We start from the raw sequence: 23,398 nt of genomic DNA, 5'->3' as shown, positions 1-23,398 counted from the left end.
AGTGTTTCGCATGAAGCGGTGGACCCGCGCGTTGCTGGCGGCCCTGTTCGCCACAATCTTCACTGTCTCGTTCTTTACAGTTTCTCAAGGGGAGGCGAAGGCCTTGGATCCGGAAAACACCATTTACCTCGACCTGAAGGACGGTCGCGTGGTGATCGAACTGCGGCCCGATCTGGCGCCGAACCACGTCGCCCGCATCAAGGAACTGACCCGCCAGGGCTTCTACAACGGCGTCGTCTTCCACCGCGTGATCGACGGCTTCATGGCCCAGACCGGCGACCCGACCGGCACCGGCATGGGCGGCTCCGGCAAGAAGCTGAAGGCCGAATTCTCCAGCGCGCCGCACATCCGCGGCACCCTGTCGATGGCCCGCGCCCAGGATCCGGACAGCGCCGACAGCCAGTTCTTCATCTGCTTCGCCCCGTCCCAGTTCCTGGACCGCCAGTACACCGTCTGGGGCCGCGTGGTCGAGGGCATGGAATTCGTCGACATGATCAAGAAGGGGAGCCAGTCCCGCAACGGTCAGGTCACCGATCCGGACAAGATCATCAAGATGCAGGTCGCCGCCGACGTCAAGTAAACGTCACGTAACGGCGCGGCCACATCCGATCGAAAAAAAGGGACCGGTTTTCCGGTCCCTTTTTTTCATTGGTGGTTCTCACGGTTCAGCCGGCGGTCAGCGCATTGGTCATGGCGCGCAGCAGATCCTTCATCGATTGCGGCCGTTCCTGCCAGCGCATGGCGAGGCCCGCCAGCAGCACCTTTTCAAACCCCGGCGACAGCGTCACCCCCAGCTCGGACGGCTTCGGCACCTTGTCGTTCATGAAGCGCGCCGTGGCGTCGGGCGGGGTGCGGCCGGTCAGCGCCAGATAGATCGTGGCGCAGAGCGCATAGACATCCGACCAGGGACCTTGCCGGCCCTCGTTGGAATATTGTTCGGGCGGGGCATAGCCCGGCTTGAGGATCACGGTCAGGCCGGCGCCCGGACGGGCGGTCTGCCGCGCGGCGCCGAAATCCAGCAGCTTGCGGTCGCCGCCATTGGTCAGGAAGATGTTGTCCGGGCTGATGTCGCGGTGGATCAGCCCCTGGTCATGGATCGCCTGCAACGCCTTGGCGATCGGCATCAGCAACGACAGGGTCCGCTTCACATCGATCCGGCCGCCGCAATCGCCCAGATATTTCTTCATGGTGCGGCCTTCCAGCAGCTCCATGACCAGATAGGCGGTGCCGTTCTCCTCGAAGAAATCCTGGACGCCGACGATCTCGCGCACGTCGCGCAGGCGCGCGAGCGTCCGCGCCTCCTCCAGGAATTTCTCCAGGCCGGCGGCGAAGGTTTCCGCATGTTCCTCGGAGAAGGGAGAGACGGCGGCGGCGTTGGGAAGCCGGGCGATCAGGTTCGCCGGGTAATATTCCTTGATCGCCACCTTCACCCGCAGCCGGTCGTCCCACCCCAGATAGGTGGCGCCGAATCCCCCCTGCCCCAGCACGCGCCCGGCCCGGTAGCGGCCATGCAGCAGCGTTCCCGGCTCCAGATGCACCCCCGGCCGGTTGTCGGACCTCGCGGGATAGCCGCAGGCGGCGCAGGTCCCTGACGCGTCCTGGACGGCGTAGCAGTTCGCGCACAGGCCGGATACGCCCGCGGCCGGGATGGCGGCCTTGGCCGGCGCACCGGCGATTTGCCGGCTGACGGGATGGAGAACGGTCTCGGCACCGCGCATGCCGCCGGGCGACGGGCTCCGCTGTTGCGGGAACGCCACCTCGATGGTGGCCGGCAGGGATGGAGTCAGGGCTGGCGGCGGAGAGGGCAACGGAGAGGGTGGCGGCGCGGGCGTCGTGGCCATTTGACGCAGCCGGTCCAGCAACTCCAGGAGACGGCGCACTTCGGCCTGGGCGACCTCGCTCTCGGGCTGGGCAAGCTCCGCCTGGAATTGCGGCTGGCGGACGGTTTCCAGGATGAGCTGGCGCATCAGCGGCAAGGCGCCGTCCTCCCGGATCAGGCCGGAACAGGCGACCTCCGCCAGGCGGACGATCCGGCGGCGTTGAACCGGCTCCACCTGCTTAAGCCGGACGGCGAGCTGGCCGGTCTTGACGTAATCATCGACGGACCGTTCGGCACGGGCGGCGATCCGTTCGCAGGACTCGCCCGGCAGGGGGGCCGAGCGGATGGCCGCCAGCGCGCGGGAGAAATCACGCTCCAGCAGAGCCGTGTCGGGCGTCTGCACCAGCATGTTCTCGATCAGCAGCTCGTTGCAGACCGCCGCATCCAGCGAGGCGAGGATCTCGTCGGCATGGCGCTCGGCCGCCGGGGCCGCGGCGACCCGGGTCAGGTAATGGATCCGGCAGATCAGATCCGATTGCCCTTCGCCGAGCCCGACGATGGAGCGGCGATAGGCGCTGGCCCCGCCCTGCTCAAGCCGGCGCGAATAGCGAATCGTCAAGGCGTCGGCCATCGCGGCACCACCGACCAGACCGTCGCGGGTCAGCAGGTGTCCGACCAGCGTCTTCAACATCTCCGCCTCCTGGTCGAAGGCGCCGCGGCCCAGGGGCTGGGGCGCCTTCAATTGGCGGCGGATGCGGTCGAGGACGGCGGCCTTGGCCTGGGGCAGCTTGCCCTGCCGGAACAGGGCGTTCAGCACACCGACACGGTTCGGTCCGAAGGCGTCCATGCCGACGCGCCCGAACAGCAGGTCGCAAAAGGTGGAAAGCAGCGATCCGGGCAGCAGATTGGCCCCGAACAGGTCCGCGCCGGCGGCGGATGAGGCAAGGATGTCGCCGATCACCCCATCAATGGCGGCGGCCAGCCGCTCGCCCCGGTCCCACTGGTGCAGTTCCAGCAGGCGGTCCAGCTTGCCGGTCCAGTTCTTGATCTCCAGCAGTTCCAGGCTGAGCGCGACCCGCAAGTCGTACTCCGCGTCGCCGGTTGGCGACTTCGGCCCCTGGGACAGCAGCCAATCCACCGGCGCCCGCCCCCGTGGCATGCTGGAGAAGGCCGCCTGGGCGGTACGCGCCTTGGCCCAGCTTTCGTCGACCGCGGCACGGATGGCGGTGCGGCGCGCCTGCTGCGCCTGTCCCGGCGCGCGCGCCTGGACCGCTGAGACACGGGTGATGGAGGCTTCGACCAATGATCCCTGTTCCAGGCAGGCCTTCAGCGGCTTGGCCAGATGGATCAGTTCCGTCGGTGTCAACAGCAGGGTGTCGAGGTACGAGCGCAGCACCGTTCCGATCACCAGCCGCGCCGGCAGCGCATGGTAATCCGGCAACGCGGCACACATCTCCGCCTCGTCCAGCGCGACCATGGCCGGTGACGGTGTCTGCATCGCACGGTTGGACTGGTGGCTGGACACTCCGGACCTTTCCTAGGGGTGATGGGCGGCGGGATGATGGACGACTGGGCAATGGACGACTGGACAACAGACAGCGGCCGGACCGCGTCGGCGACTCCCCGCCGGCCTTGGGGCCAAGCCGGAGGAGCATCGTTGCGCAGCGAGGGTAAATGACGGGTGTATGATGCGCGAATTTTTCATCAAAATCGTACGAATTGTGTCGAAGCCGGATCGTCGACCTTAATCATCGACAGTGGTGTTTCCCTTCGGTCTTCGCATGTGCGATAAAAAACCGGGGCGCTGACAATGGGGGAACCGCATGATCGAGACTGGCACCATCTGCGCGTTGCGGCACCGGATGATGACCCTTACCGTGGCCCCGCGCTGCGGCGGTGCGCTGGCGAGTTGGAGCCTGTCGACGGCCGACGGCCCGGTCGATCTGTTCCGGCCCACCTCCCCCCGCGCGCTGGCCGGCGATTTCGCGCCGGACATGGCCTGTTTTCCTCTGGTTCCCTTCTCCAACCGCATCGGCGGCGGGCGGTTCGTCTTCCAGGGGCGCAAGATCGCGCTGGCGACCGATCCGGGATCACCGCACCGGATCCATGGTCATGGCTGGTCCACCCCGTGGACCGTCGAGGCCATCGCCGACGACGCCCTGCGCATGGGATTCAGCCATCGGGCCGACGACTGGCCCTGGAGCTATCGCGCGACGCAGACGATGGCGCTGGACGATGACGGGCTGACCGTGACGCTCGACCTCGTCAACGAGTCGGACGGCGACATGCCGGCCGGACTGGGACTGCACCCCTATTTCGTGAAGACACCGGGCAGCCGCGTGACCGCCGACGTCCTCACGGTATGGGAGAATGACGACTCCATCCTGCCCTGCCGGAAGCGTCCGCTGCCTGCGGCCTGGGACTTCCGCCATGGCGTGACGATGGATCATGTGGCGCTGGACAACGGCTTCACCGGCTGGAGCGGCGCCGCGACGCTGGACCGTCCGCAGGAGCGGATCCGTCTGACAATGCTGGCCGACGGTCCGGTCGGACATCTGATCGTCTATGCGCCCGCGGGAGAGCCCTATCTGTGCCTGGAGCCGGTCACCCACATGACCGACGCGCTGAACCGCCCGCAGGAACCCGGCGCCGGCGTGATCGCCCTGCCGCCGGGGGAGCGGCTGTCGATGACCGTCCGTTTCCTGCCGTCACGGCTTTAGCGGCAGCGCAGGAACTCCGCCGCGAAGGTCGCCGGCGGCTCCAGTCGCAGGAGCAGCCGGTCGAAGCGCGGCGAATCGGCCGGCAGCAGCCGCAGGGTGGCCAGCCGGGGCGGCGTCCCCTCCACCGGACCGGCCGCCAGCAGGTCGATCCCCTGCACCGGGTCGCCGTCGGCCGTCAGCGTGCCCTCCAACGGGAAGGGCGGCAGGCGCGTATCCACCGCGTGCACGCCACGGTCCGCACCGATCTCCAGATAGGAGCTTCGGCAATCATCGATGGCGGTGCGGTCGTTCGGATCGGCCTTGCCCCAGCGGCCGGCCAGCGTCGACAGCGCCACCTTGCGGTTGAACGGCGCCATCTGCTGCTGGGGGGCGGCGAACTGGCGGGCGGCGGCGCCGGTGACCGTCAACGGCATGTCGGCGACCGGGCGCGACCGGGCCTGGCGCTCCGCCTCCAGCGCCGCCGTACGCTGGCGGATCACCCGCATCAGGCAGTCGGTGCGCGTCTTGACCGATTTCGCGTCGGCAAGGTCGGCGGCGGACACCGGGCACGCCTCGTCCCGCCGCGCCCGCCAGACGGTCTGGCTGTCCCCGATCGCCGCACGGCCGGCGTCATCGGTCGTGGTCCCCAGCGCCGCCAGCGCATCGTCCAGCGCGGCGCCGGCGGCCGCCAGCTTCGGGTCGCGGCAGACCAGCTGCGCCATCGGCGTCTCGGCCGCGTCGCAATCGGGCGCCGTGGATTCGATCGGGCCGGGATTTGTGAGGGAACCGTCCGCCGGAGCCGAAAGGGCCGGAACCGCGGCCATGATCGCGAACAGGGAACCGGCGGCAAGGAGGCCACCGGCCAGGGACAGAACGCGCATCGCGGGAAACCTTGGGTGGGAAAGCGGAATGTCACGAGGCCTGGAAGGCTTCCAGCACGGCCTTGACCTGACGCTGGAAATCCTGGTCGCTGCGATAGCGTGTCACGACCGACTTGTCACGCTCGACGAAAAACATCATGTCGTCGCGGCGCGGCAGCATGCGCGGGTTCGGCTTGTCCAACAGTTCGCCGTTCCAGTCGATCCGCGCCATGAAATAGACGGCGCGGGCGAACAGCATGAACAGCTTGTTGTCGGCCGCCAGCTTTTCCCGCCGCAGCAGAGCGAAGTAATAGTAATTCCGTCCATGGAAATAGTTGGTGTAGACCGCCTGGAGCGCGGCGAAGCGCTCGTCCGGATTGTTGACTTTCTTGATCTGCCTTTCCAACCGGAAGCCGGCGAAAAAATATTCGCGCGCCTCATGCTCGAAGGAGAAGGCGCTGCCCTTCAGCAAGGTCATCTGCTCGCCATAGCGCTTCAGCGCGCGGGTCATCAGAAGCTCGAGGAACCGCCGTTCCGCCGCCAGCCCGTCGGGGATGGTCGGCAGCATTTCGAACACATGGCGCAGGTGATAGGGGTGGCGGACGACGACGACGGGAACCGACAGCTTCCGGCGCTTCGCCGGTGCGCGCTTTTCCGCCACCAGCGTGACGGCGGGAGACAGCGACGCCATGGTCGCCTGGATCGTGTCGTGCAGCTTCCAGCGCAGCCGGGTGTCCGCCGACTGGCTGCCCAGATTCATCCGGGCGAGAAACCGCTTGAGCCGGCTGCCGAAGGTTTCCTTCGGCAGCTTGTGCGTCGGCAGGTTGGGCACCACCAGCGGGTTGCCAAGCATGTCGGCCGGCGGCGGCAACGGCTTGAAATTGAAGTATTTCCCAGTGACGACCCCCCGTCCGGCGCCGCCGAATCCGGCGTCCTCCATGCCGCCCGAACCGCGGCCGCCGCCCATGACCGAAGAAGCCGCCACCGACACCATCCAGACGCGAGTCCCCACCGCAGCGATAGCCTGATCGCTTAGGATATAATGGGTAACGCGAACGGAAGAAAGGCGCAGTGCGCGTCATCGGCAATTTCGTGACTTTTTCGCAACTGCGGTAGGGTCGGCACCGGGGCGCTCTGTCGGGGCGGATTTTTCGGTGCTACCGTTGTCGCGGCGACTTCGGAGCGAACCGGGGCGCGATCATCATCGAACAGGCATGGAGGCGGGGTTTTCAATGGCGATCCACGTCGCGCTGAACCACAAGACGATCTATCGCTACGACCGGCCGGTCTCCCTCGGCCCGCAGATCATCCGGCTGCGCCCGGCTCCCCATTGCCGGACACCGATCCTCAGCTATTCCCTGAAGGTCACGCCGAAGCAGCATTTCCTCAACTGGCAGCAGGATCCGCAGTCGAACTTCCAGGCCCGCTTCGTCTTCCCGGAAAAGACGCGCGAATTCATCGTCGAGGTCGATCTGGTCGCCGAGATCGCCGCGATCAACCCCTTCGACTTCTTCCTCGAGGAGAAGGCCAACCACATCCCCTTCGCCTATGAGGACTGGTTGCAGCGCGAGCTGCGCCCCTATCTGGAAACGGAGGAGCCGGGTCCGGAGCTGGCCGCCTATCTCCAGGCGATCCCGCGGGACAAGACGCCGACCATCGATTTCCTGGTCCGGGTCAATCAGCAGCTCCAGCAGGACATCGGCTATGTCATCCGGATGGAGCCGGGCATCCAGAGCTGCGCCGAGACGCTGACCAAGCGCACCGGGTCCTGCCGCGATTCGGCCTGGCTGCTGGTGCAGATCCTGCGCAATCTGGGTCTCGCCGCCCGCTTCGTCTCCGGCTACCTGATCCAGTTGACCGCCGACCAGAAGGCGCTGGACGGCCCTTCCGGCCCGGAAAGCGACTTCACCGACCTGCATGCCTGGACCGAGGTGTTCCTGCCCGGCGCCGGCTGGGTCGGACTCGACCCCACCTCCGGCCTGCTGGCGGGAGAAGGCCATATCCCGCTGGCCTGCACGCCCGACGCGTCCTCCGCCGCCCCGATCTCCGGCCTCGTCGACGAGGCGGAGGTCGATTTCGGCCATGAGATGTCGGTCACCCGCATCTACGAGGCGCCGCGCGTCACCAAGCCCTACACCCCGCAGCAATGGGCCGCCATCGAGGCGCTCGGCCACCGGGTCGACGAGGATCTGAAGACCGAGGATGTCCGCCTGACCATGGGCGGCGAGCCGACCTTCGTCTCCATCGACGACATGGATGGGGCCGAGTGGAACACGACGGCGCTGGGTCCGCAAAAGCGCAGGATGGCCGCCGACCTGATCCACCGGCTGATGGCGCGCTTCGCCCCCGGCGGGCTGCTGCATTTCGGCCAGGGTAAATGGTATCCCGGCGAATCGCTGCCGCGCTGGGCGATGACGCTCTACTGGCGCCGTGACGGCGAGGCGCTGTGGGCCAACAGCGACCTGCTGGCGCGCGAGGACACCGATTACGGCCACACCGCCCAGGATGCCGGCATCTTCCTGGTGGCCTTGGCCAAGCGGTTGGGCCTCGATCCCAATCTGGTGCTCGGCGCCTATGAGGATCCCTGGCACTACCTGCGCAAGGAATCGCAGCTCCCCGTCAACGTCGACCCGCTGAACAGCAAGCTGGACGACAAGGAGGAGCGCGAGCGGCTGGCCCGCGTCTTCACCCGCGGGCTGGCCGAACCGGTCGGCTTCGCCCTGCCGATCAACCGCCGCATGACCCAGCAGGGCCCGGTCTGGCTGTCCAGCACCTGGCCGCTGCGCCAGGAAAGGCTGCTGCTGATCCCCGGCGACAGCCCGGTCGGCTACCGTCTGCCCATCGGCTCGCTGCCCTGGGTGTCGAAGAGCGACTATCCCTATGGCTGGGAGACCGACCCGTTCGAGGAGCGCGGCCCCCTGCCCCCGCATCCGGTGCAGCGCCGCCGGGAAATCCGCGGCGCGGTCCAGGATGCCGACCGCGGCGTCCACACCGACAAGCGCATCGCCCAGCGCCAGCGCATCATGGCTGAGGTGCGCGACGAACTGCCGGAGGAGGGCAAGTCGGCGTGGTGGATCGTCCGCACCGCGCTGACCTGCGAGGCGCGCAACGGCCGCCTGCACCTGTTCATGCCGCCGATGAGCACGCTGGAGGATTATCTGGCGATGCTGGCGGAGATCGAGGCGACGGCGGTCGAGCTCGACATGCCGGTCGTCATCGAAGGCTACCAGCCGCCGAAGGATCCGCGCCTGAACTCGATGGCCGTCACCCCGGATCCGGGCGTGATCGAGGTGAACATCCACCCGGCCCACAGCTGGGACGATCTGGTGCGCAACACCATAGCGCTCTACGAGGATGCGCGCCAGTCCCGCCTGGGGGCGGAGAAGTTCATGATCGACGGGCGCCATTGCGGCACCGGCGGCGGCAACCATGTGGTGATGGGCGGCGCCACCGCCGCCGACAGCCCCTTCCTGCGCCGGCCCGACCTGCTGCGCAGCCTGATCACCTACTGGCAGAACCACCCTGCCCTGTCCTACGTCTTCTCCGGCCTGTTCATCGGCCCGACCAGCCAGGCGCCGCGCGTGGACGAGGCGCGCGACGACCAGCTTTATGAGCTGGAGATCGCCTTCAACCAGATCGATCAGGCGGCGGCCGGCGGCAACTGCCCGCCCTGGCTGGTCGACCGGGTGCTGCGCAACCTGCTGGTCGACGTGCAGGGCAACACCCACCGGGCGGAATTCTGCATCGACAAGCTCTATTCGCCGGACAGCTCGACCGGCCGGCTCGGCCTTGTCGAGTTCCGCGCCTTCGAGATGCCGCCGCATGCGGAGATGAGCCTGACCCAGCAGCTGCTGATGCGGGCGCTGGTCGCCCGCTTCTGGAAGCATCCCTACAAGGGCCGGCTGGTGCGCTGGGGCACGGACCTGCACGACCGCTTCATGCTGCCCCACTTCGTCCAGCAGGACATGGCCGACGTGTTGCAGGATCTGCGCGACCATGGCTATGCGCTGGAGGACGGCTGGTTCGCGCCGCACCTCAACTTCCGCTTCCCGGTCTATGGCCATGTCAGCCAGCGCGGCATCACCATGGAGCTGCGGATGGCGCTGGAGCCCTGGCATGTCCTGGGCGAGGAGCCGGGCGGCGGCGGCACCGTGCGCTATGTCGACAGTTCGGTCGAGCGGGTGCAGGTCCGCGTCACCGGCCTGATCGACGCCCGCCACGTCATCACCTGCAACGGCCGGCGCGTGCCGCTGATCCCGACCGGGGTGGAGGGTGAGTTCGTCGGCGGCGTGCGGTACCGCGCGTGGCAGCCGCCCTCCTGCCTGCATCCGACGATTCCGGTCCACACCCCGCTGATCTTCGACATCCTCGACAGCTGGGCCGGACGGTCGATCGGCGGCTGCACCTATCACGTCATGCATCCGGGCGGCCGCAATTACGAGACCTTCCCGGTCAACGCCAACGAGGCGGAGGGGCGCCGTCTGGCCCGCTTCTTCCCCTTCGGCCACACCCCCGGCCCGATGGACACCCCCATGGAGGAGCGCAACCCGCAATTCCCGATGACCCTGGATCTGCGGCGGGGGTGACGGGAATGAAGAAAGAGGGCGGCGGAGTGATGCTCCGCCGCCCTCTTTTTACGTCGGGACTGGTCAGAAGCGCAGCGTCAGCTCGCCTTTGACCTGCTGGTCCCGGTTGTGGCCACCGAACGTGCCGCCATAGCCGGCGGTGGCGGTCACATCGCCGATGGCGTAGGAGACGCCGAGCGAGGTGACGGCCTGATCGCGCGCGATCGGGGTGCCGGACACCTGGAAGGCGTTGCCGCCGGAGACGAAGGACAGCCGCGCCTCCGGCGTCACGTCGCCGTAAGTGTGCGTCCAGCCCGCCATCGCCCGCACCGAGAGCGGCAGGTCGACGCCGAGATCGGCCAGAGCGGCCGACCCGCGCAGGCCGATCGTGCTGGTTCCCAGATCATAGTCGCGGGAGTCGCCGGAAAGCCGGGCGGCGCCGCCATTCTCGGTGAAGGAGCGGGTGCTGACCCGGACCAGCGAACCGCCGACCACCGGTTCGAGCTGGACGCCGCCGACCGGCAGACGATAACCGACCTCGCCGAAGCCCTGGAGGGTGGAACCGTCGTAATTCGCGCGCTCCGCCTCGGCGAAGCCGGGGAAGGCGACCGTGCGCTGGACGCGGTTCTCGTTCCAGGCATAGGAGGCGCCGCCACGCAGTTGCAGCGCGTCGACCGAACCCACGGCGTAGACCGTGGCGAAGCCGCTGCGGACGGTGCCGCTGGATTGACGCTCGTCCAGCCCCAGACGGCTGCTGGTGTAACCGCCGGCGGCACCAACCCGGATGCCGCTGGCGACCGGCAGATCGCCGCCCAGCATCAGGCCCGAGCTGTCGCGCGACAGGTGGCCGGCGTTGCCCGTGGCGCCGCCGCTCCCGAACGAGCCGAGCGCGCGCGTCCAGAAAGTGGCGCGTTCCTTCTCGTCCGGCTTCTGGGTGGCGATCGCCTGGGCGCGCTCCAGCACGGCATCACGCGTCAGCGTCGCCGTGGTGAAGCCGGCCGCGGCGATGTCCGCATGGATTTCGCCGGACAGGGCGTTGAACGCCGTCCGCGCGCCGGCGGCGCTGAGCGACCCGACCGCGTCGCCAACCGTGTCGCCGATCGGCAGGGACTGCGCCGCGTTGGCGACGGCGACGCCGTTCGGCGTGCCGGCGACCGAGGCGAAGGAGACGTCGTTGCGGGCGAGCGTCAGGTTGACGCCGGTGGCGTCATAGCTGAGCGCCGGGGTCAGGAAGGCGAGGTTGGAGGTGACGCCGGAGAAACGCCCGCTCACCCCGCCATTGGCGGTGAGAACACGGTAGCGGGTGCGCGCGGCGTAGACACCGCTGTCGGCCAGGGCCTGGACGGTGCCGCCCTGGATGGTGGCGCTGCCGCTGGCGATGATCTGGTCCGACTGGCCGGCGGCGTTGGCTTCGACCTGATAGGTGGAGCCGGTCAGGAAGGTGACGTTGCCCGACACCACCATGGTGCCGATGGAATTGCCGGGAGCCACGGCACCGCCATTGCCGACGGTCAGCCCGCCGACGGTGCCGCGGCCCTTCAGCAGGCCGCTCGCGTTGACGGTGACCGTGGAGGCCAGGCTGCCATTCACCACCAGGGTGCCGCCGTTGACGATGGTCGGCCCGGTATAGCTGTTGGCGCCGGTCAGGGTCAGCGAGCCGGTGCCGGCCTTGGTCAGGCCACCGCTGCCGCCGATGTCGTTGGCCCAGGTGTCGGCCGCGTTGAAGCCGCCCTGCGACGCGTCCATCGTCACGACCGTCTGGCCGTTCAGCGACCCGAAGCCGTCATAGGCGGAATAGAGGTTGATCCGCCCCCAGCCGTCCCAGCTGTTGCCGCTGAGCAGCGGGTATCCCGACGGCAGGCCGGTGCTGGCCAGCACCGACGTGCGTTGCGCGTCGGTCAGGTAGGGGAAGCGGGTCAGCAGCAGGACCTGCGCCTGAACCGGAACCTCGGCGTCGGTCATCGCGCGGACCGGGCCGATGGGCTGGAAGCCGTAGGTCAGGCGCGCGGTGTAGTCGGCCTTGTTCTGCGCGGCGTTGGCGAAGGAATCGCCACTGGTGCCGGCGGCTTGCAGGCAGGCGCCGACGCTGGCGGCGCCGCAGGCCTGCGCCAGATAGGCCTGGGTCTCGTTGACGGCCTTGAAGACGGCGTTGGCGTTGGCGTTGGCCGGATTCGTCCAATCCACGCGATTGCCGTTCGCATCGTAGAGGGCATTGTAGATGTTGGTCGCCACCACGGCGGTCGCCTGCATGCGCCCGCCCATCACGTCGAGCGGCGAGTGCATGCCCGACAGGATACGGTCGTTGCCGAGCTCCGACGCGCGGGTGAACAGCTGCTGCCCACGCTGCGGAACCAGGAACGCGGTGGCCAGCGACTGCATGTAGGCCGAATTGGTGTGGCCGCTCGGCATCGACCCGTCACCATACGGGTTGGTCGAGTTGATGACCTGCCGCAGCAGCGTCGGCGTATTGACATCGCCGCGCACGCGATAGGGGCGCGGGGCGGCCCCGATGCCCGGAACGAAATCGCCGACACCGAAGGTGGCCGGCGTGAAGTTGCCCGCCGAATCGAAGCTGCCGATGTTCGGCGCCGTGATGCGGTTGCCGCCGTTGGCGTCGATCCGCGCCTGGGTGACGGTGAAGCCCCGCGCCCATTCCGTGGTGTTCGCGTAGGGCGCCGGCAGGGTGAAGGAGGAATAATAGCCGGGAACCACGATGTTCGCGGTGTCGGCGGTTGACAGGCCGCCGCGATTGGTCACCGCGTTGTAGTTGTTGAAGCGCGCATCGAGCGGATCGATGGCGGGATTGGGACCCTGGTAGCGCGAGAAGGTGCGCTTGGTCGGTTCGGTCGAGCCGTTCGCGCGGGCGATATTGTCGATGAAATTGACGGCGCTCGCCAGCGGCGTCGCCGTGCCGTTGCCGAATTTGGTGGTGCCGGCGCTGGCATTGTTCAGGTAATTGATGTTGTTCGCGAAATCGCTGAGCGTCGCCGGGGCGTAGCTGGTGGGCGTCAGGCTTTGCGGCGCGTTGCCCGACGCCGACGCTCCCGCCCCCGTCATGTAGAAGGACGTCAGCGGCCCAAGACCGTTCAGGATGCTGTAGGCCTGCGACGTCCGATCGTCATGCACCGCTGCCAGCGTCTGCGCATCGGTGCGCGACTGGGTCATGGTGACGACGGTCTGATAGTTCTGAAGCATGACGTCGGGACGATTCTGAATCAGATTCAGATAGCTGTCCGAGAGGCGGTACAGGTCCGTACCGACGCTTGCCGACGTGCTGTTCTTGAAGGTGACGGAAGGAGAGGTCGGGATCTGCTGAGCGCCCACCATGGCGGGAAAAGCGAATGTTCCCGTCGCGAGCAAAAGCGTAAGGCTACGGCCCTTCATGGCTCACCATGCTGTAAAGAATTACTTTCTCGGTTTTTTGGAAAGCGCATGACCTATACAAAAGGCCTATGACAGAAAAATTACGCATTCAAAAAACAAATATATTTGCGTATCAGTGAATTTTCTAAGAGTCCGACTCGGAATCGGCAAAGCTGTGTCTATGTTCGAGCCACCCGTCTTGAGAGCAGTTTGACGCTGGCGATGAAGACCCATGCGACGGCACTCTCGACGGTGGCCTCGAAGTCCTTGGCGAGGCGGCGATTGCGGTTAAGCCAAGCGATTGTACGCTCAACGACCCACCGCCGAGGCAGCAGTTCAAAGCCTTTGGCGGCGTCGGACCGCTTGACGATCTCCAGAGTCCATGTCCCGATCTGAGCCAAAGCGGTTTCCAGCTTGGGTCCAGCGTAGCCGCCGTCCGCGAAGACGTGGCGAAGCCAGGGGAAGAGCGTGCGAACGGAGGCGAGGAGCGCCGGGGCGCCATCACGGTCCTGGATGTCGGCGGCATGAACGATGGCGGCGACCAGCAAGCCATTGGTGTCGGTCAACACATGCCGCTTGCGCCCCTTGATGCACTTGCCCGCGTCGTAGCCACGGGGGCCACCTGCTTCCGTCGTCTTGACCGACTGGCTGTCGATCACCCCCGCTGTCGGGCTGGCCTCCCGTCCCATGCTTTCCCGAACCATCGCCACCAAGGCGTGATTGATCGTCTCCCAGGTCCCATCGTCGCGCCAGCGGTAGAAATAGCGCTGGACCGTCGTCATCGGCGGGAAATCCTTCGGCAGTTGCCGCCACTGGCACCCGGAGGTCGCCAGAAAGAGGATGCCGTTCACGATCTCGCGCACGTTGACCGTTCGCGGCCGTCCCAAGCGTCGAGCCGCCGGGAGGAGTGGTTCGAGCACCGCCCACTCCGCGTCCGTCGTGTCGCTTGAATACCTCAATCCTTTTCGCTGATACTGCGCTCGGGTGATTTCAGTCCACATTGTCTTGTCATTCGTCATGCTTCGCAACATCGATCGAATCACAAGAGACTGAAATCACTCAATTCTTTTCGGGTCAGGCTCTAAAATTTTAAGCAATGAGCAATAGGCTTTCCAGTATGATCGCCGCCGGTCATCGGAGCGGCGTTTCCGGAAACGTTGCGTGATGGGATAAGCGGAGAGTGGCGCCCCGTGTGGCGCCGCCTTTTCTGATGGCCGGAAAGGATCGTCGAGCCGGCATCGGCAAAACGCATCGCGACGGAATCTTTCCTCTTTCGGATGGATTCCAGGGCCACCAGCCTTGCATCGCCGGGCGGGGACGTTCAGACTGTTGCTTCCTTCATAGGCAATACGCACCAGTCCGACCTTGTCACAGCCCGATCAGCCCTTCCGTCCGCCGGCATCCGCCGCCCTTTCCGGGATGCCGCCGGTCCCCTTCACCCAGGGATCGCTGTTCGGCGAGGCCGATGCGATCGGCTATGGGTCGGGGCAGGTCTATGACGAGATGGTGAACGGCCAGGGCCGGCTGCGGCCGCACTGGCAGACCTTCATGAGTTCGCTCGGGCCGCTCGACGCCGGGCAGATGGCGCAGCGGTGGGAGGAGGCGCGCCGGCTTCTCCACCAGAACGGCGTCACCTACAACATCTATGGCGACCCCAACGGCATGGAGCGGCCCTGGCCGCTCGACATGATGCCGTTGCTGCTGCCGGCCCATGAGTGGAAGGCCATCGAATCGGGACTGATCCAGCGCGCCTCGCTGCTGAACGCCATCCTGACCGACCTTTATGGACCGCAGACGCTGACCCGCTATGGCCGGCTGCCGCCGTCGGTGATCCATGCCGACCCCGGTTTCCGCCGCGCGGTCCATGGCATCCGGGTACCGAACGACGTCCACCTGCATTTCTACGCCGTCGATCTCGCCCGCGCGCCGGACGGCCGCTGGTGGGCGCTGTCCGACCGCACCCAGGCGCCCAGCGGCAGCGGCTACGCCCTGGAAAACCGCGCGGTCATCGCCAAGGTGCTGCCCGACAGCTTCCGCCACTGTCAGGTGGAACGGCTGACCGGCTTCTTCGACACTTTCAAGGAGACGCTGCTCTCCATCGCGCCGAGGCATGGCGGCGCGGGAGGCGGCCGGTTGCCGCGTGTCGTGCTGTTGACCCCCGGCCCCTACAACGAGACCTATTTCGAGCATGTCTATCTCGCCCGTTATCTCGGCCTGACGCTGGTGGAGGGGGCGGATCTGACGGTGCGCGACCGCACGGTCTATCTGAAAACGCTGTCCGGGCTGGAACAGGTCGACGTCATCCTGCGCCGACTCGATGCCGATTTCGCCGACCCGTTGGAGATGCGGGCCGACAGTTCGCTCGGCGTCGCCGGGTTGATCGAGGCGGTGCGGGCCGGCAATGTGGTGATGGCGAACGCGCTCGGCTCCGGCCTGATGGAATCGATGGCGATGAAATCGTCGCTGCCGACGCTGTGCCGCCACCTGCTGGGGGAGGAGCTGCGGCTGCCCGGCGTCGCCAGCTGGTGGTGCGGCAATGATGCCGAGCGCGCCTATGTCATCGACCATCTCGACGGGCTGGTGATCAAGCCGGCCTTCCCGTCCCTGTCCTTCGAGCCGATCTTCGGCGCCCAGCTGTCGGCGGCGGAGCGGTCCGCCCTGGTCGAACGGATCAAGCGGCGCCCCTGGTATTTCGTGGCGCAGGAACAGATGGCGCTGTCGACCGCGCCGGTCTGGCAGGATGGCCGGCTCCAGCCGCGTCCGCTGGTCCTCCGCGTCTTCCTCTGCGCCACCCCCAGCGGCGGCTATGCGGTGATGCCCGGCGGGCTGACCCGCGTGTCCAGCGAATCCGGCCGGCTGGTGGTGTCGATGCAGAGCGGCGGCGGCAGCAAGGACACCTGGATCCTGGCGCCCCGGCGGGCGGACAGCGCCTCCAGCCAGCCGCGTCCGGCCCTGGCGATCGAACCGACCGCCAGCGGCGCCCGCCCGTCCGCCAACGACCTGCCCAGCCGCGTCGCCGATGGCCTCTATTGGCTCGGCCGCTATGCCGAACGGGCGGAGGGGGTGCTGCGCCTGCTGCGCGCGACGCAAAGCCGGCTGATCGACAGCAACATGCCGGGCGCCACTCTACAGCTTCGCCCACTGCTCGACCTGCTCTGCTCGCTCGGCATGATCCCGGCGGAGATGGCGCGGGTGACGGAGAGCGGCGCCAATCGCGGCCTGCGCGAGGCGCTGCACGCCGCGGTCATCGACCCGGACCACCCCAACAGCCTGCGTTCGCAGGTTCTGCGCCTACACCGCACCGCCTATTCGGTGCGCGACCGCCTGTCGATGGACATGTGGCGGGTGGTGTCGGCCATCGACCGCCAGACCCAGCCGCCGAAGGGCCGGATGGATGCGGCATCGCTGCTGCTGCGTCTGGACGACGTGATGATCACGCTCGCCGCCTTTTCCGGTCTTGAACAGGAAAGCATGACGCGGGGAGCCGGCTGGCGCTTCCTCGACATCGGCCGGCGGATCGAGCGGGCTCTGCACATGGTGGCGCTGACGCGCGGGGTCCATGTCGCCGACCTCGACCGCCAGGAGGAGCCGATGCAGGCCGCCACCCTGGCCGTCCTGCTGGAACTGGGCGAAAGCGTGATGACCTACCGCGCCCGCCATCTGACCAGCGTGCTGCGCACCCCCGTTCTCGACCTGCTGCTGGGGGAGGAGGCGAATCCGCGGGCGCTGGCCTTCCAGCTGGCGGCACTGGACCGCCACATGCGGGCGCTGCCCAGCCAGGGGGTCGGCAGCGGGACGGACCCGACCGGGGGCGCGCTGGCCATCGTCGCCGCCGCGCGCGCCAGCCTGCGACGCACCGACGCGATGGCCTCCAGCCAGGCCGTGCGCACGCTGCTGGACGCGCTGGCGATGTCGCTGCCGGATGTGTCCAATTTCCTGGCGCACGCCTATTTCAGCCATGCCTTCGCAAGATCGGCCTGACCCGATGACGCCTCCGCCCACCCAATCCGCCTCAGGCGATCCTCTCTCCACGCGCTATCGCGTGCGTCACGCCACGGCCTATGACTATGGCGAGGATGTGCCGATCTCCCATCACCTGCTGCACCTGACCGCCCGGCCGCATCCGCGCCAGCGCATCCGGCGCAGCCAGCTGATCATCGATCCGATCCCGGCGGTGCGGACGGAGCGGGTGGATTATTTCGGCAACACCGTGACCTATGTCGCGGTGCAGGAACCGCACCGGAGCTTTTCCGTCGTCGCCGAAAGCGAGGTCGAGGTGTTCGAGCCGCCGGCGTTGGCACCGCAGGACTCGCCGCCGTGGGAGCATGCGCGCGACAGCCTGCGCGGCCTGTCGGGGCCGGACGATGGAGCGGAGATCACGCAATATTGTTTCGACAGCGCGCTGGTCGCCTCCAGCCCCGAGCTGCTGGACTATGCCCGGAACAGCTTCGTGCCGGCCCGGCCGGCGATGGTGGCGGCCATCGATCTGATGAACCGCATCAACCGCGACTTCGCCTTCGACCCGACCGCGACGACGGTGGCGACGCCACTGGCGGCGGTGATGCGCAATCGCCGGGGCGTCTGCCAGGATTTCGCCCATATCGCCGTCGGCTGCGCCCGCGCAGTCGGCCTGCCGGCCCGCTATGTCTCCGGCTATCTGCGCACCCTGCCGCCGCCGGGCCAGCCACGTCTGGTCGGGGCCGACGTCAGCCATGCCTGGGCGTCGGTCTGGTGCGGGGCCGCAGCCGGCTGGCTCGACATCTGCCCGACCAACGCCTGCGTCGCCAACCGTGACTTCATCACCGTGGCCTGGGGACGTGATTACGACGATGTCAGCCCGGCCCGCGGCATTCTGCTCGGCGGTGCCGGCCATGGCCTGACCGTCAGCGTGGATGTCGAACCGTTCGAGGATTGAGTTCCAGGATTGGACAACCGGCTCACGCCTCCGGCGGAAGGCCGAGCATGCGGTTCAGCGTGGCGCAGATGACGCGCGGATTGACGGGCTTGCTGAGGATCTCCAGCGGCTTCCAGCGGTCGTCCTTCAAATCGCTGTCCTGTGTCAGATAGCCGGTCATCACAACGACCGGCAGCCTCGCGTCCCGGTCACGGATTTCCCGGATCAGCGTCTGCCCGTCCATGCGCGGCATGCGAAGGTCGGTCACCAGCGCATCGACCGGCTCGTTGGAGTAACGCTCCAGCGCCTCGACCCCATTGGCGGCGACGGTCACGCGGAACCCCTTGAACGACAGGAAATCGTCCAACGCCATCGCCGCCAGCACCTCGTCCTCCGCGATCAGGATATGGAAGGGATCAGGCATGCGAATACTCCCGATCGGGTGATGATACCGGCTGGCCCGGCAGGGTTATGGTGAACCGGACTCCGACCCCATCCCCCTCGAGATCAACATTGCGCGCCTCGATCCGTCCCCCCATGCCGTCGATGATGCCATAGCCGATGGATAGCCCAAGGCCGGAGCCCTTGCCGACCTCCTTGGTGGTGAAGAAGGGATCGAAAATCTGGGGCAGCACCGATTGGTCGATGCCGCCGCCGTCATCGGTCACCTGGATGACCACGCTCTGCCCGTCGGAAGCGTCGCCGACCGCGACCATGATGCGCCCCGCCACCCCACCGGCCGCCCGATGGGCGACGATGGCATCGCGCGCATTGGAAAACAGGTTGAGGAGGACCTGCTCCAACTCGAGAGGACGCCCGAGCACGGGATGCCGGCCCGGAACGGCGCTTTCGATGATCTCGATGTTTTCCAGCGCATATTGGTGACGCACCAGTTCCACCGCGCTTTCGACGCAGCGGGCCGGATGGAAGGTCTGCATGCCGCCGCCATCCCGCCGGCCGAAGGTGCGGACATGGTCGATCAGCTTGCCCATGCGTTCGGTCTGTTCGATCACCAGCCTGAGGGCACGCTCCGCCCGGGCGGGCTCCAGCAGATTTTGATCCAGACGGGTCAGCATGTTCTCCGTCCACAGGCGGATCACGTTCAACGGCTGGCTCATCTCATGCGCCATGCCGGCGGCCAACGTTCCCAGCGTCGCCAGCTTGGAGGTCTGGATGACCTCGGCCTGAAGCCGCTTGCGCTCGGTCACATCGCGACCGCTGCCCAGAATCTGGATCACACGCCCGGCGGCATCCTTCACCGGCACCAGCATGGTGTGGAAGACCCGCTGGCCGACCGGCAGGTCCAATGTCTCTTCGTAGTCGACGCTCTCGCCGCGATCGCGGCACAGGGTATAGCGGGGGATGACGGCGTTCGCCACCTCCGGCTGCAAGGCGTCGCCGACACGCCGGCCGCGCAGCAGGTCGGGATCAAGACCGGTCGCCCGTGCCAGCGCCGGATTGATCGCTTCAAAGGCGAACTCGCCATCGGGCTCGACGCGGACGATGAACAGAGCCTCCGCCAGATTGTTGAAGAAGCCGGAATAGCGGCTCTCCATTTCACGCCGGGTCGCGACCTCCAACGCCAGCGCCCGGTTGCTCGCCTCCAGCTCCTTCGGGCTGGGCAAGGCCAGCAGCCGTGGCATCAGCCACCACAACGCCGCCGCCGTGCCCAGCGAGGCGAAGGCGGTGATCAGCTTCACCAGCCCTTCCAGGACATAATCGGGATACCACAGGGTCCAGACGGACAGCAGATGGGTGGTGCCGCAGGCGATGATGAACAGGGCGAACAGCAGGGCGACCCAACCGAAGGCCACGTCACGGCGGCGCAGCACGAAATAGATCAGCGCAACGGGGATCGAGAAATAGGACAAGCCGATCAGCATGTCGGACCCGACATGCAGCATCAGGATGTCAGGACGCCAAAGCAGACACACCCCATGAGGCACAAAGCCGCCGCTGTCGAGAAACTCGTCTAATCCCAGCGCCATGTCCGCCTCTTTTCCGACCCTATCCGCCCGATGGAGGCCATTGATTATGCGTCGATACTGTCAGTTTGACCCGCACAAGTTCCGCCACGGGACCAGCTCCGTCAAGCCGGCAATCCGTTAGAGTGCGATCGGTTCAGACGGAAACGTCTGAAGCGTGAATCGCACGAAAAATCAAAAGGCTGGAGTTTGATCGATCCGGGCGGATTCGCTTGGGCCGAGCATCATGGGGCGATGCCATAAAGTCGGCAGACCGCCGGATGCTCCCGGCGGCCCCAGCCCCCCATGGGCGAAGCCGAATGAATTTCCCTGGCAGCGAGACGCCCGCCCGCGGCCGGTGCCGTGTGGCGGGCGTCGGCGGTCACGCCGCCGTGTGGACCTTGCGGTTCTGCTCGCGGGTCTTCAGGAAGCGCAGCGCCGGGAAATCCTCCTGCGCGCGGTTCAGGTGCCAGGCGTTGCGGGCCAGGAACACCAGGGCGCCGTCATGGTCCTCCGCCAGCGCCGAACGGTTCAGCTCGATGAACTTCTCAAGCTGGACCTTGTCGTCGGTCTCGACCCAGCGGGCGGCGTCGAGACCGGCCCCCTCGAAGCGGGCGGCGATGCCGTATTCCGCCTCGATGCGCGAGGCCAGAACCTCGAACTGGAGCTGGCCGACGACGCCGACGACCCAGTCGGCGCCGGTCATCGGCTTGAAGACCTGGGAGGCGCCCTCCTCGGCGAAATGCTCCAGCGCCTTGCGCAGATGCTTGACCCGCATCGGATCGTCCGGACGGACGCGCTGCAACAGTTCCGGCGCGAAGCTCGGCACGCCGGTGAAGCGCAGATCCTCGCCCTCGGTCAGCGTGTCGCCGATGCGCAAGGATCCATGGTTGGGGATGCCCATGATGTCGCCGGGCCAGGCCTCCTCCGCCACCTCACGGTCACGGGCCAGGAACAGCACGGCGTTGTTCACCGCCATCAGCTTGCCGGAGCGGATGTGCTTCAGCTTGGCGCCGCGCTTGTAACGGCCCGAGCAGAGGCGGACGAAGGCGATACGGTCGCGGTGGTTCGGGTCCATGTTGGCCTGGACCTTGAACACGAAGCCGGTGACCTTGTCCTCGTCCGGCTCGACGATGCGCGGATCGGCCGGCTGCGGGCGCGGCGGCGGCGCGTTCTCCGCCAGACCGGACAACAGCTCGCGGACGCCGAAATTGTTGATGGCGGAACCGAAATAGATCGGCGTCAGATGGCCGGCGCGATAGGCCTCCAGATCGAAGGCCGGCATCAGGCCGCGCGCCATCTCGACCTCCTCGCGCAGCTTGGCGACGGCATGGGCGGGCAAGAGCTCGTCCAGGCGGGGATCGTCCAGCCCGTTGCACTCGATGCCGTCGTCGATCTCGTCGCCCTTGCTGCGGTCCATCAGGATCAGCCGGTCGCGGATCAGGTCGTAGCAGCCCAGGAAATCGCGGCCCATGCCGATCGGCCAGCTGGCCGGCGTGACCTCCAGCGCGAGCGCGCTCTCGATCTCCGAGATCAGGTCGAAGGGATCGCGGGCCTCGCGGTCCATCTTGTTGCAGAAGGTCATGATCGGCACGTCGCGCAGACGGCAGACCTCGAACAGCTTCAGCGTCTGCGCCTCGATGCCCTTGGCGCCATCGATCACCATCACCGCGCTGTCGACCGCGGTCAGCGTGCGGTAGGTGTCCTCCGAGAAATCCTCGTGGCCCGGCGTGTCGAGCAGGTTGAAGGTGCGCCCTTCATAATCGAAGGTCATGACCGAGGCGGTGACCGAGATGCCGCGCTCGCGTTCCACCTTCATCCAGTCCGACTTGGCGCGCCGCTGCTCGCCGCGCGCCTTGACGGCGCCGGCCATCTGGATGGCGCCGCCGAACAGCAGCAGCTTTTCCGTGAGCGTGGTCTTACCGGCGTCGGGGTGCGCGATGATGGCGAAGGTCCGACGGCGGGAGACGGCGTCCTGAAGTTCGGACATGCGTCGAGGTCCCGTGACTTGAAAGGCGTTAACCGGTGCGAATGGCGAAGGGGCCGGCAGGCGAAAAACGCCCACCGGCCCCCGTCGCATTACATAGCAGTGCCGGCTCTGGGATTCCAGAGCATTGCCGTTTGCCTTACAGGGCCAGCTCGGCGATCTGCACCGCGTTCAGGGCGGCGCCCTTCAGCAGCTGGTCGCCGCAGACGAACAGGTCCAGGCCATGGTCGCCGAAGACGATGTTGTTGCGGATGCGGCCGACCTCGACGTCATACTGGCCGGTGGCGTTCAGCGGCATCGGATAGGCGCCGTTGGCGGGATCGTCCACCACCTTCACACCGGCGGCATCGGCCAGGACGGCGCGGGCGGCGTCGGGCGTGACCGGCTGGATGGTCTCCAGCGTGATCGCCTCGGAATGGGCGCGGTAGGTCGGGATGCGGACGGCGGTGCAGCTGAGCGGCAGGTCCGGCACCTCCATGATCTTCCGCGTCTCCCACGTCACCTTCATCTCCTCCTTGGTATAGCCGTTCTCCTGGAAGGCGTCGATCTGGGGGATCAGGTTGAAAGGGATCGGATGGCGGAACACGCTGTTGGTGACCGGCTTGCCGTCCAGCTGGTTGCGCGTCTGCTCCTCCAGCTCGGCCATGCCCTCGGCGCCGGCGCCGCTGGTGGCCTGATAGGTCGAGACGATCGCGCGCTTGATGCCGAAGGCCTTGTGCAGCGGCCCGAGCGCCACGACGGCGATGGCCGTGGTGCAGTTCGGGTTGGCGATCAGACGCGATCCGGCGGCATACGCCTCGCGGAAGACGTGGGCGTTGATTTCCGGAACGATCAGCGGGATATCGGCGTCGTAGCGGAAGGCGGAGCTGTTGTCGATCACCAGCGCGCCGGCCGAGGCCAGATCCTTGGCGTGCGCCTTGGCGAAATCGCCCGACACCGCCATCAGGACGACGTCATAGCCCTTCACGACAGCGGCGTCGAACGCCTTCAGGGTCAGGGCGCCGTAGGGGGTTTCCTGCACCTTGCCGGCGGAGCGTTCGGAGGCGAACAGGCCGAGTTCGGCGACCGGGAAGTTGCGGTCGTGCAGGACCTTGACCATCTCGCGGCCGACGGCGCCGGTGGCGCCGACCACGGCGACGCGGAGGGACTTGGAAGAAGCGGAGGCGGTGTTGCTCATGGCGGGGTTCCGTCCTGTCTATCGCACTGTTGATCGGACCGGCCTATCGGTCGTTCGGACAGCGGACCCC

The 23,398-nt window shown here is 67.1% G+C and carries 14 protein-coding genes; 5 read left to right on the top strand and 9 right to left on the bottom strand.

All coding sequences use genetic code 11. The features are described from left to right. Window positions 1-10 precede the first annotated feature (10 nt). Window positions 11-580: a peptidylprolyl isomerase gene (locus AZL_RS07630; RefSeq protein WP_012974050.1), complete on the top strand. Its 570-nt coding sequence runs from the start codon at window positions 11-13 to the stop codon at window positions 578-580. An 85-nt stretch (window positions 581-665) separates the two neighbouring features. On the opposite strand, the gene AZL_RS07625 is transcribed toward AZL_RS07630, so the two are convergent. Further along, on the bottom strand, window positions 666-3,344 hold the full coding sequence (locus AZL_RS07625; protein WP_012974049.1) for a serine/threonine-protein kinase: 2,679 nt from the start codon (window positions 3,342-3,344) through the stop codon (window positions 666-668). 298 nt (window positions 3,345-3,642) lie between these two features. Between AZL_RS07625 and AZL_RS07620 the strand changes: the two genes are divergently transcribed. Further along, the gene (locus tag AZL_RS07620; RefSeq protein ID WP_012974048.1) at window positions 3,643-4,539 is read left to right on the top strand and encodes an aldose 1-epimerase; all 897 of its coding nucleotides are present in this window, start codon (window positions 3,643-3,645) and stop codon (window positions 4,537-4,539) included. Here the strand turns inward: AZL_RS07620 and AZL_RS07615 are convergent. Together AZL_RS07615 and AZL_RS07610 are read right to left on the bottom strand one after the other, a co-directional pair. Next, entirely contained in the window at window positions 4,536-5,399 is an 864-nt protein-coding gene (locus AZL_RS07615) for a lysozyme inhibitor LprI family protein (protein ID WP_012974047.1), read from the bottom strand. The two genes, AZL_RS07620 and AZL_RS07615, sit on opposite strands and share 4 nt — an antisense overlap. Before the next feature lie 31 nt (window positions 5,400-5,430). Then, window positions 5,431-6,372 (bottom strand): hypothetical protein, encoded by a 942-nt coding sequence (locus AZL_RS07610; protein ID WP_042442783.1) that lies wholly within the window; start codon window positions 6,370-6,372, stop codon window positions 5,431-5,433. A gap of 238 nt (window positions 6,373-6,610) precedes the next feature. On the opposite strand from AZL_RS07610, the gene AZL_RS07605 reads away from it, so the two are divergent. Beyond that, window positions 6,611-9,964 carry a DUF2126 domain-containing protein gene (locus tag AZL_RS07605; protein ID WP_012974045.1) on the top strand — a complete coding sequence of 1,118 codons (3,354 nt, stop codon included), beginning with the start codon at window positions 6,611-6,613 and terminating at the stop codon, window positions 9,962-9,964. A 63-nt stretch (window positions 9,965-10,027) separates the two neighbouring features. Here the strand turns inward: AZL_RS07605 and AZL_RS07600 are convergent, their stop codons facing one another. Continuing rightward, a complete protein-coding gene (locus AZL_RS07600; protein WP_158305966.1) occupies window positions 10,028-13,138 on the bottom strand; it encodes an autotransporter domain-containing protein in 3,111 nt (1,036 codons plus the stop codon). 347 nt (window positions 13,139-13,485) lie between these two features. Then, window positions 13,486-14,307, bottom strand: a complete 822-nt coding sequence (locus AZL_RS07595) for an IS5-like element ISAli1 family transposase (protein WP_012976163.1) — start codon at window positions 14,305-14,307, stop codon at window positions 13,486-13,488. A 364-nt stretch (window positions 14,308-14,671) separates the two neighbouring features. On the opposite strand from AZL_RS07595, the gene AZL_RS07590 reads away from it, so the two are divergent. Then, the gene (locus AZL_RS07590) at window positions 14,672-17,287 is read left to right on the top strand and encodes a circularly permuted type 2 ATP-grasp protein (RefSeq protein ID WP_247894318.1); all 2,616 of its coding nucleotides are present in this window, start codon (window positions 14,672-14,674) and stop codon (window positions 17,285-17,287) included. A gap of 4 nt (window positions 17,288-17,291) precedes the next feature. Continuing rightward, window positions 17,292-18,221: a transglutaminase family protein gene (locus AZL_RS07585; protein WP_012974042.1), complete on the top strand. Its 930-nt coding sequence runs from the start codon at window positions 17,292-17,294 to the stop codon at window positions 18,219-18,221. A 22-nt stretch (window positions 18,222-18,243) separates the two neighbouring features. Here the strand turns inward: AZL_RS07585 and AZL_RS07580 are convergent, their stop codons facing one another. From AZL_RS07580 to AZL_RS07565, 4 genes are all read right to left on the bottom strand, one after another. After that, window positions 18,244-18,624 (bottom strand): response regulator, encoded by a 381-nt coding sequence (locus AZL_RS07580; protein ID WP_012974041.1) that lies wholly within the window; start codon window positions 18,622-18,624, stop codon window positions 18,244-18,246. After that, window positions 18,617-20,188 (bottom strand): sensor histidine kinase, encoded by a 1,572-nt coding sequence (locus AZL_RS07575; protein WP_012974040.1) that lies wholly within the window; start codon window positions 20,186-20,188, stop codon window positions 18,617-18,619. Before AZL_RS07575 ends, AZL_RS07580 begins: the two co-directional genes overlap by 8 nt. A gap of 358 nt (window positions 20,189-20,546) precedes the next feature. Then, window positions 20,547-22,154, bottom strand: a complete 1,608-nt coding sequence (locus AZL_RS07570) for a peptide chain release factor 3 (RefSeq protein WP_012974039.1) — start codon at window positions 22,152-22,154, stop codon at window positions 20,547-20,549. 136 nt (window positions 22,155-22,290) lie between these two features. Continuing rightward, window positions 22,291-23,328, bottom strand: coding sequence for an aspartate-semialdehyde dehydrogenase (locus tag AZL_RS07565; RefSeq protein WP_012974038.1), 1,038 nt, complete (start codon window positions 23,326-23,328; stop codon window positions 22,291-22,293). Window positions 23,329-23,398: the final 70 nt, after the last annotated feature.

It is taken from the genome of Azospirillum sp. B510 (genome assembly GCF_000010725.1).
Classification (GTDB): domain Bacteria; phylum Pseudomonadota; class Alphaproteobacteria; order Azospirillales; family Azospirillaceae; genus Azospirillum; species Azospirillum lipoferum_B.
This window is presented reverse-complemented; position numbering and strand designations above follow the sequence as displayed.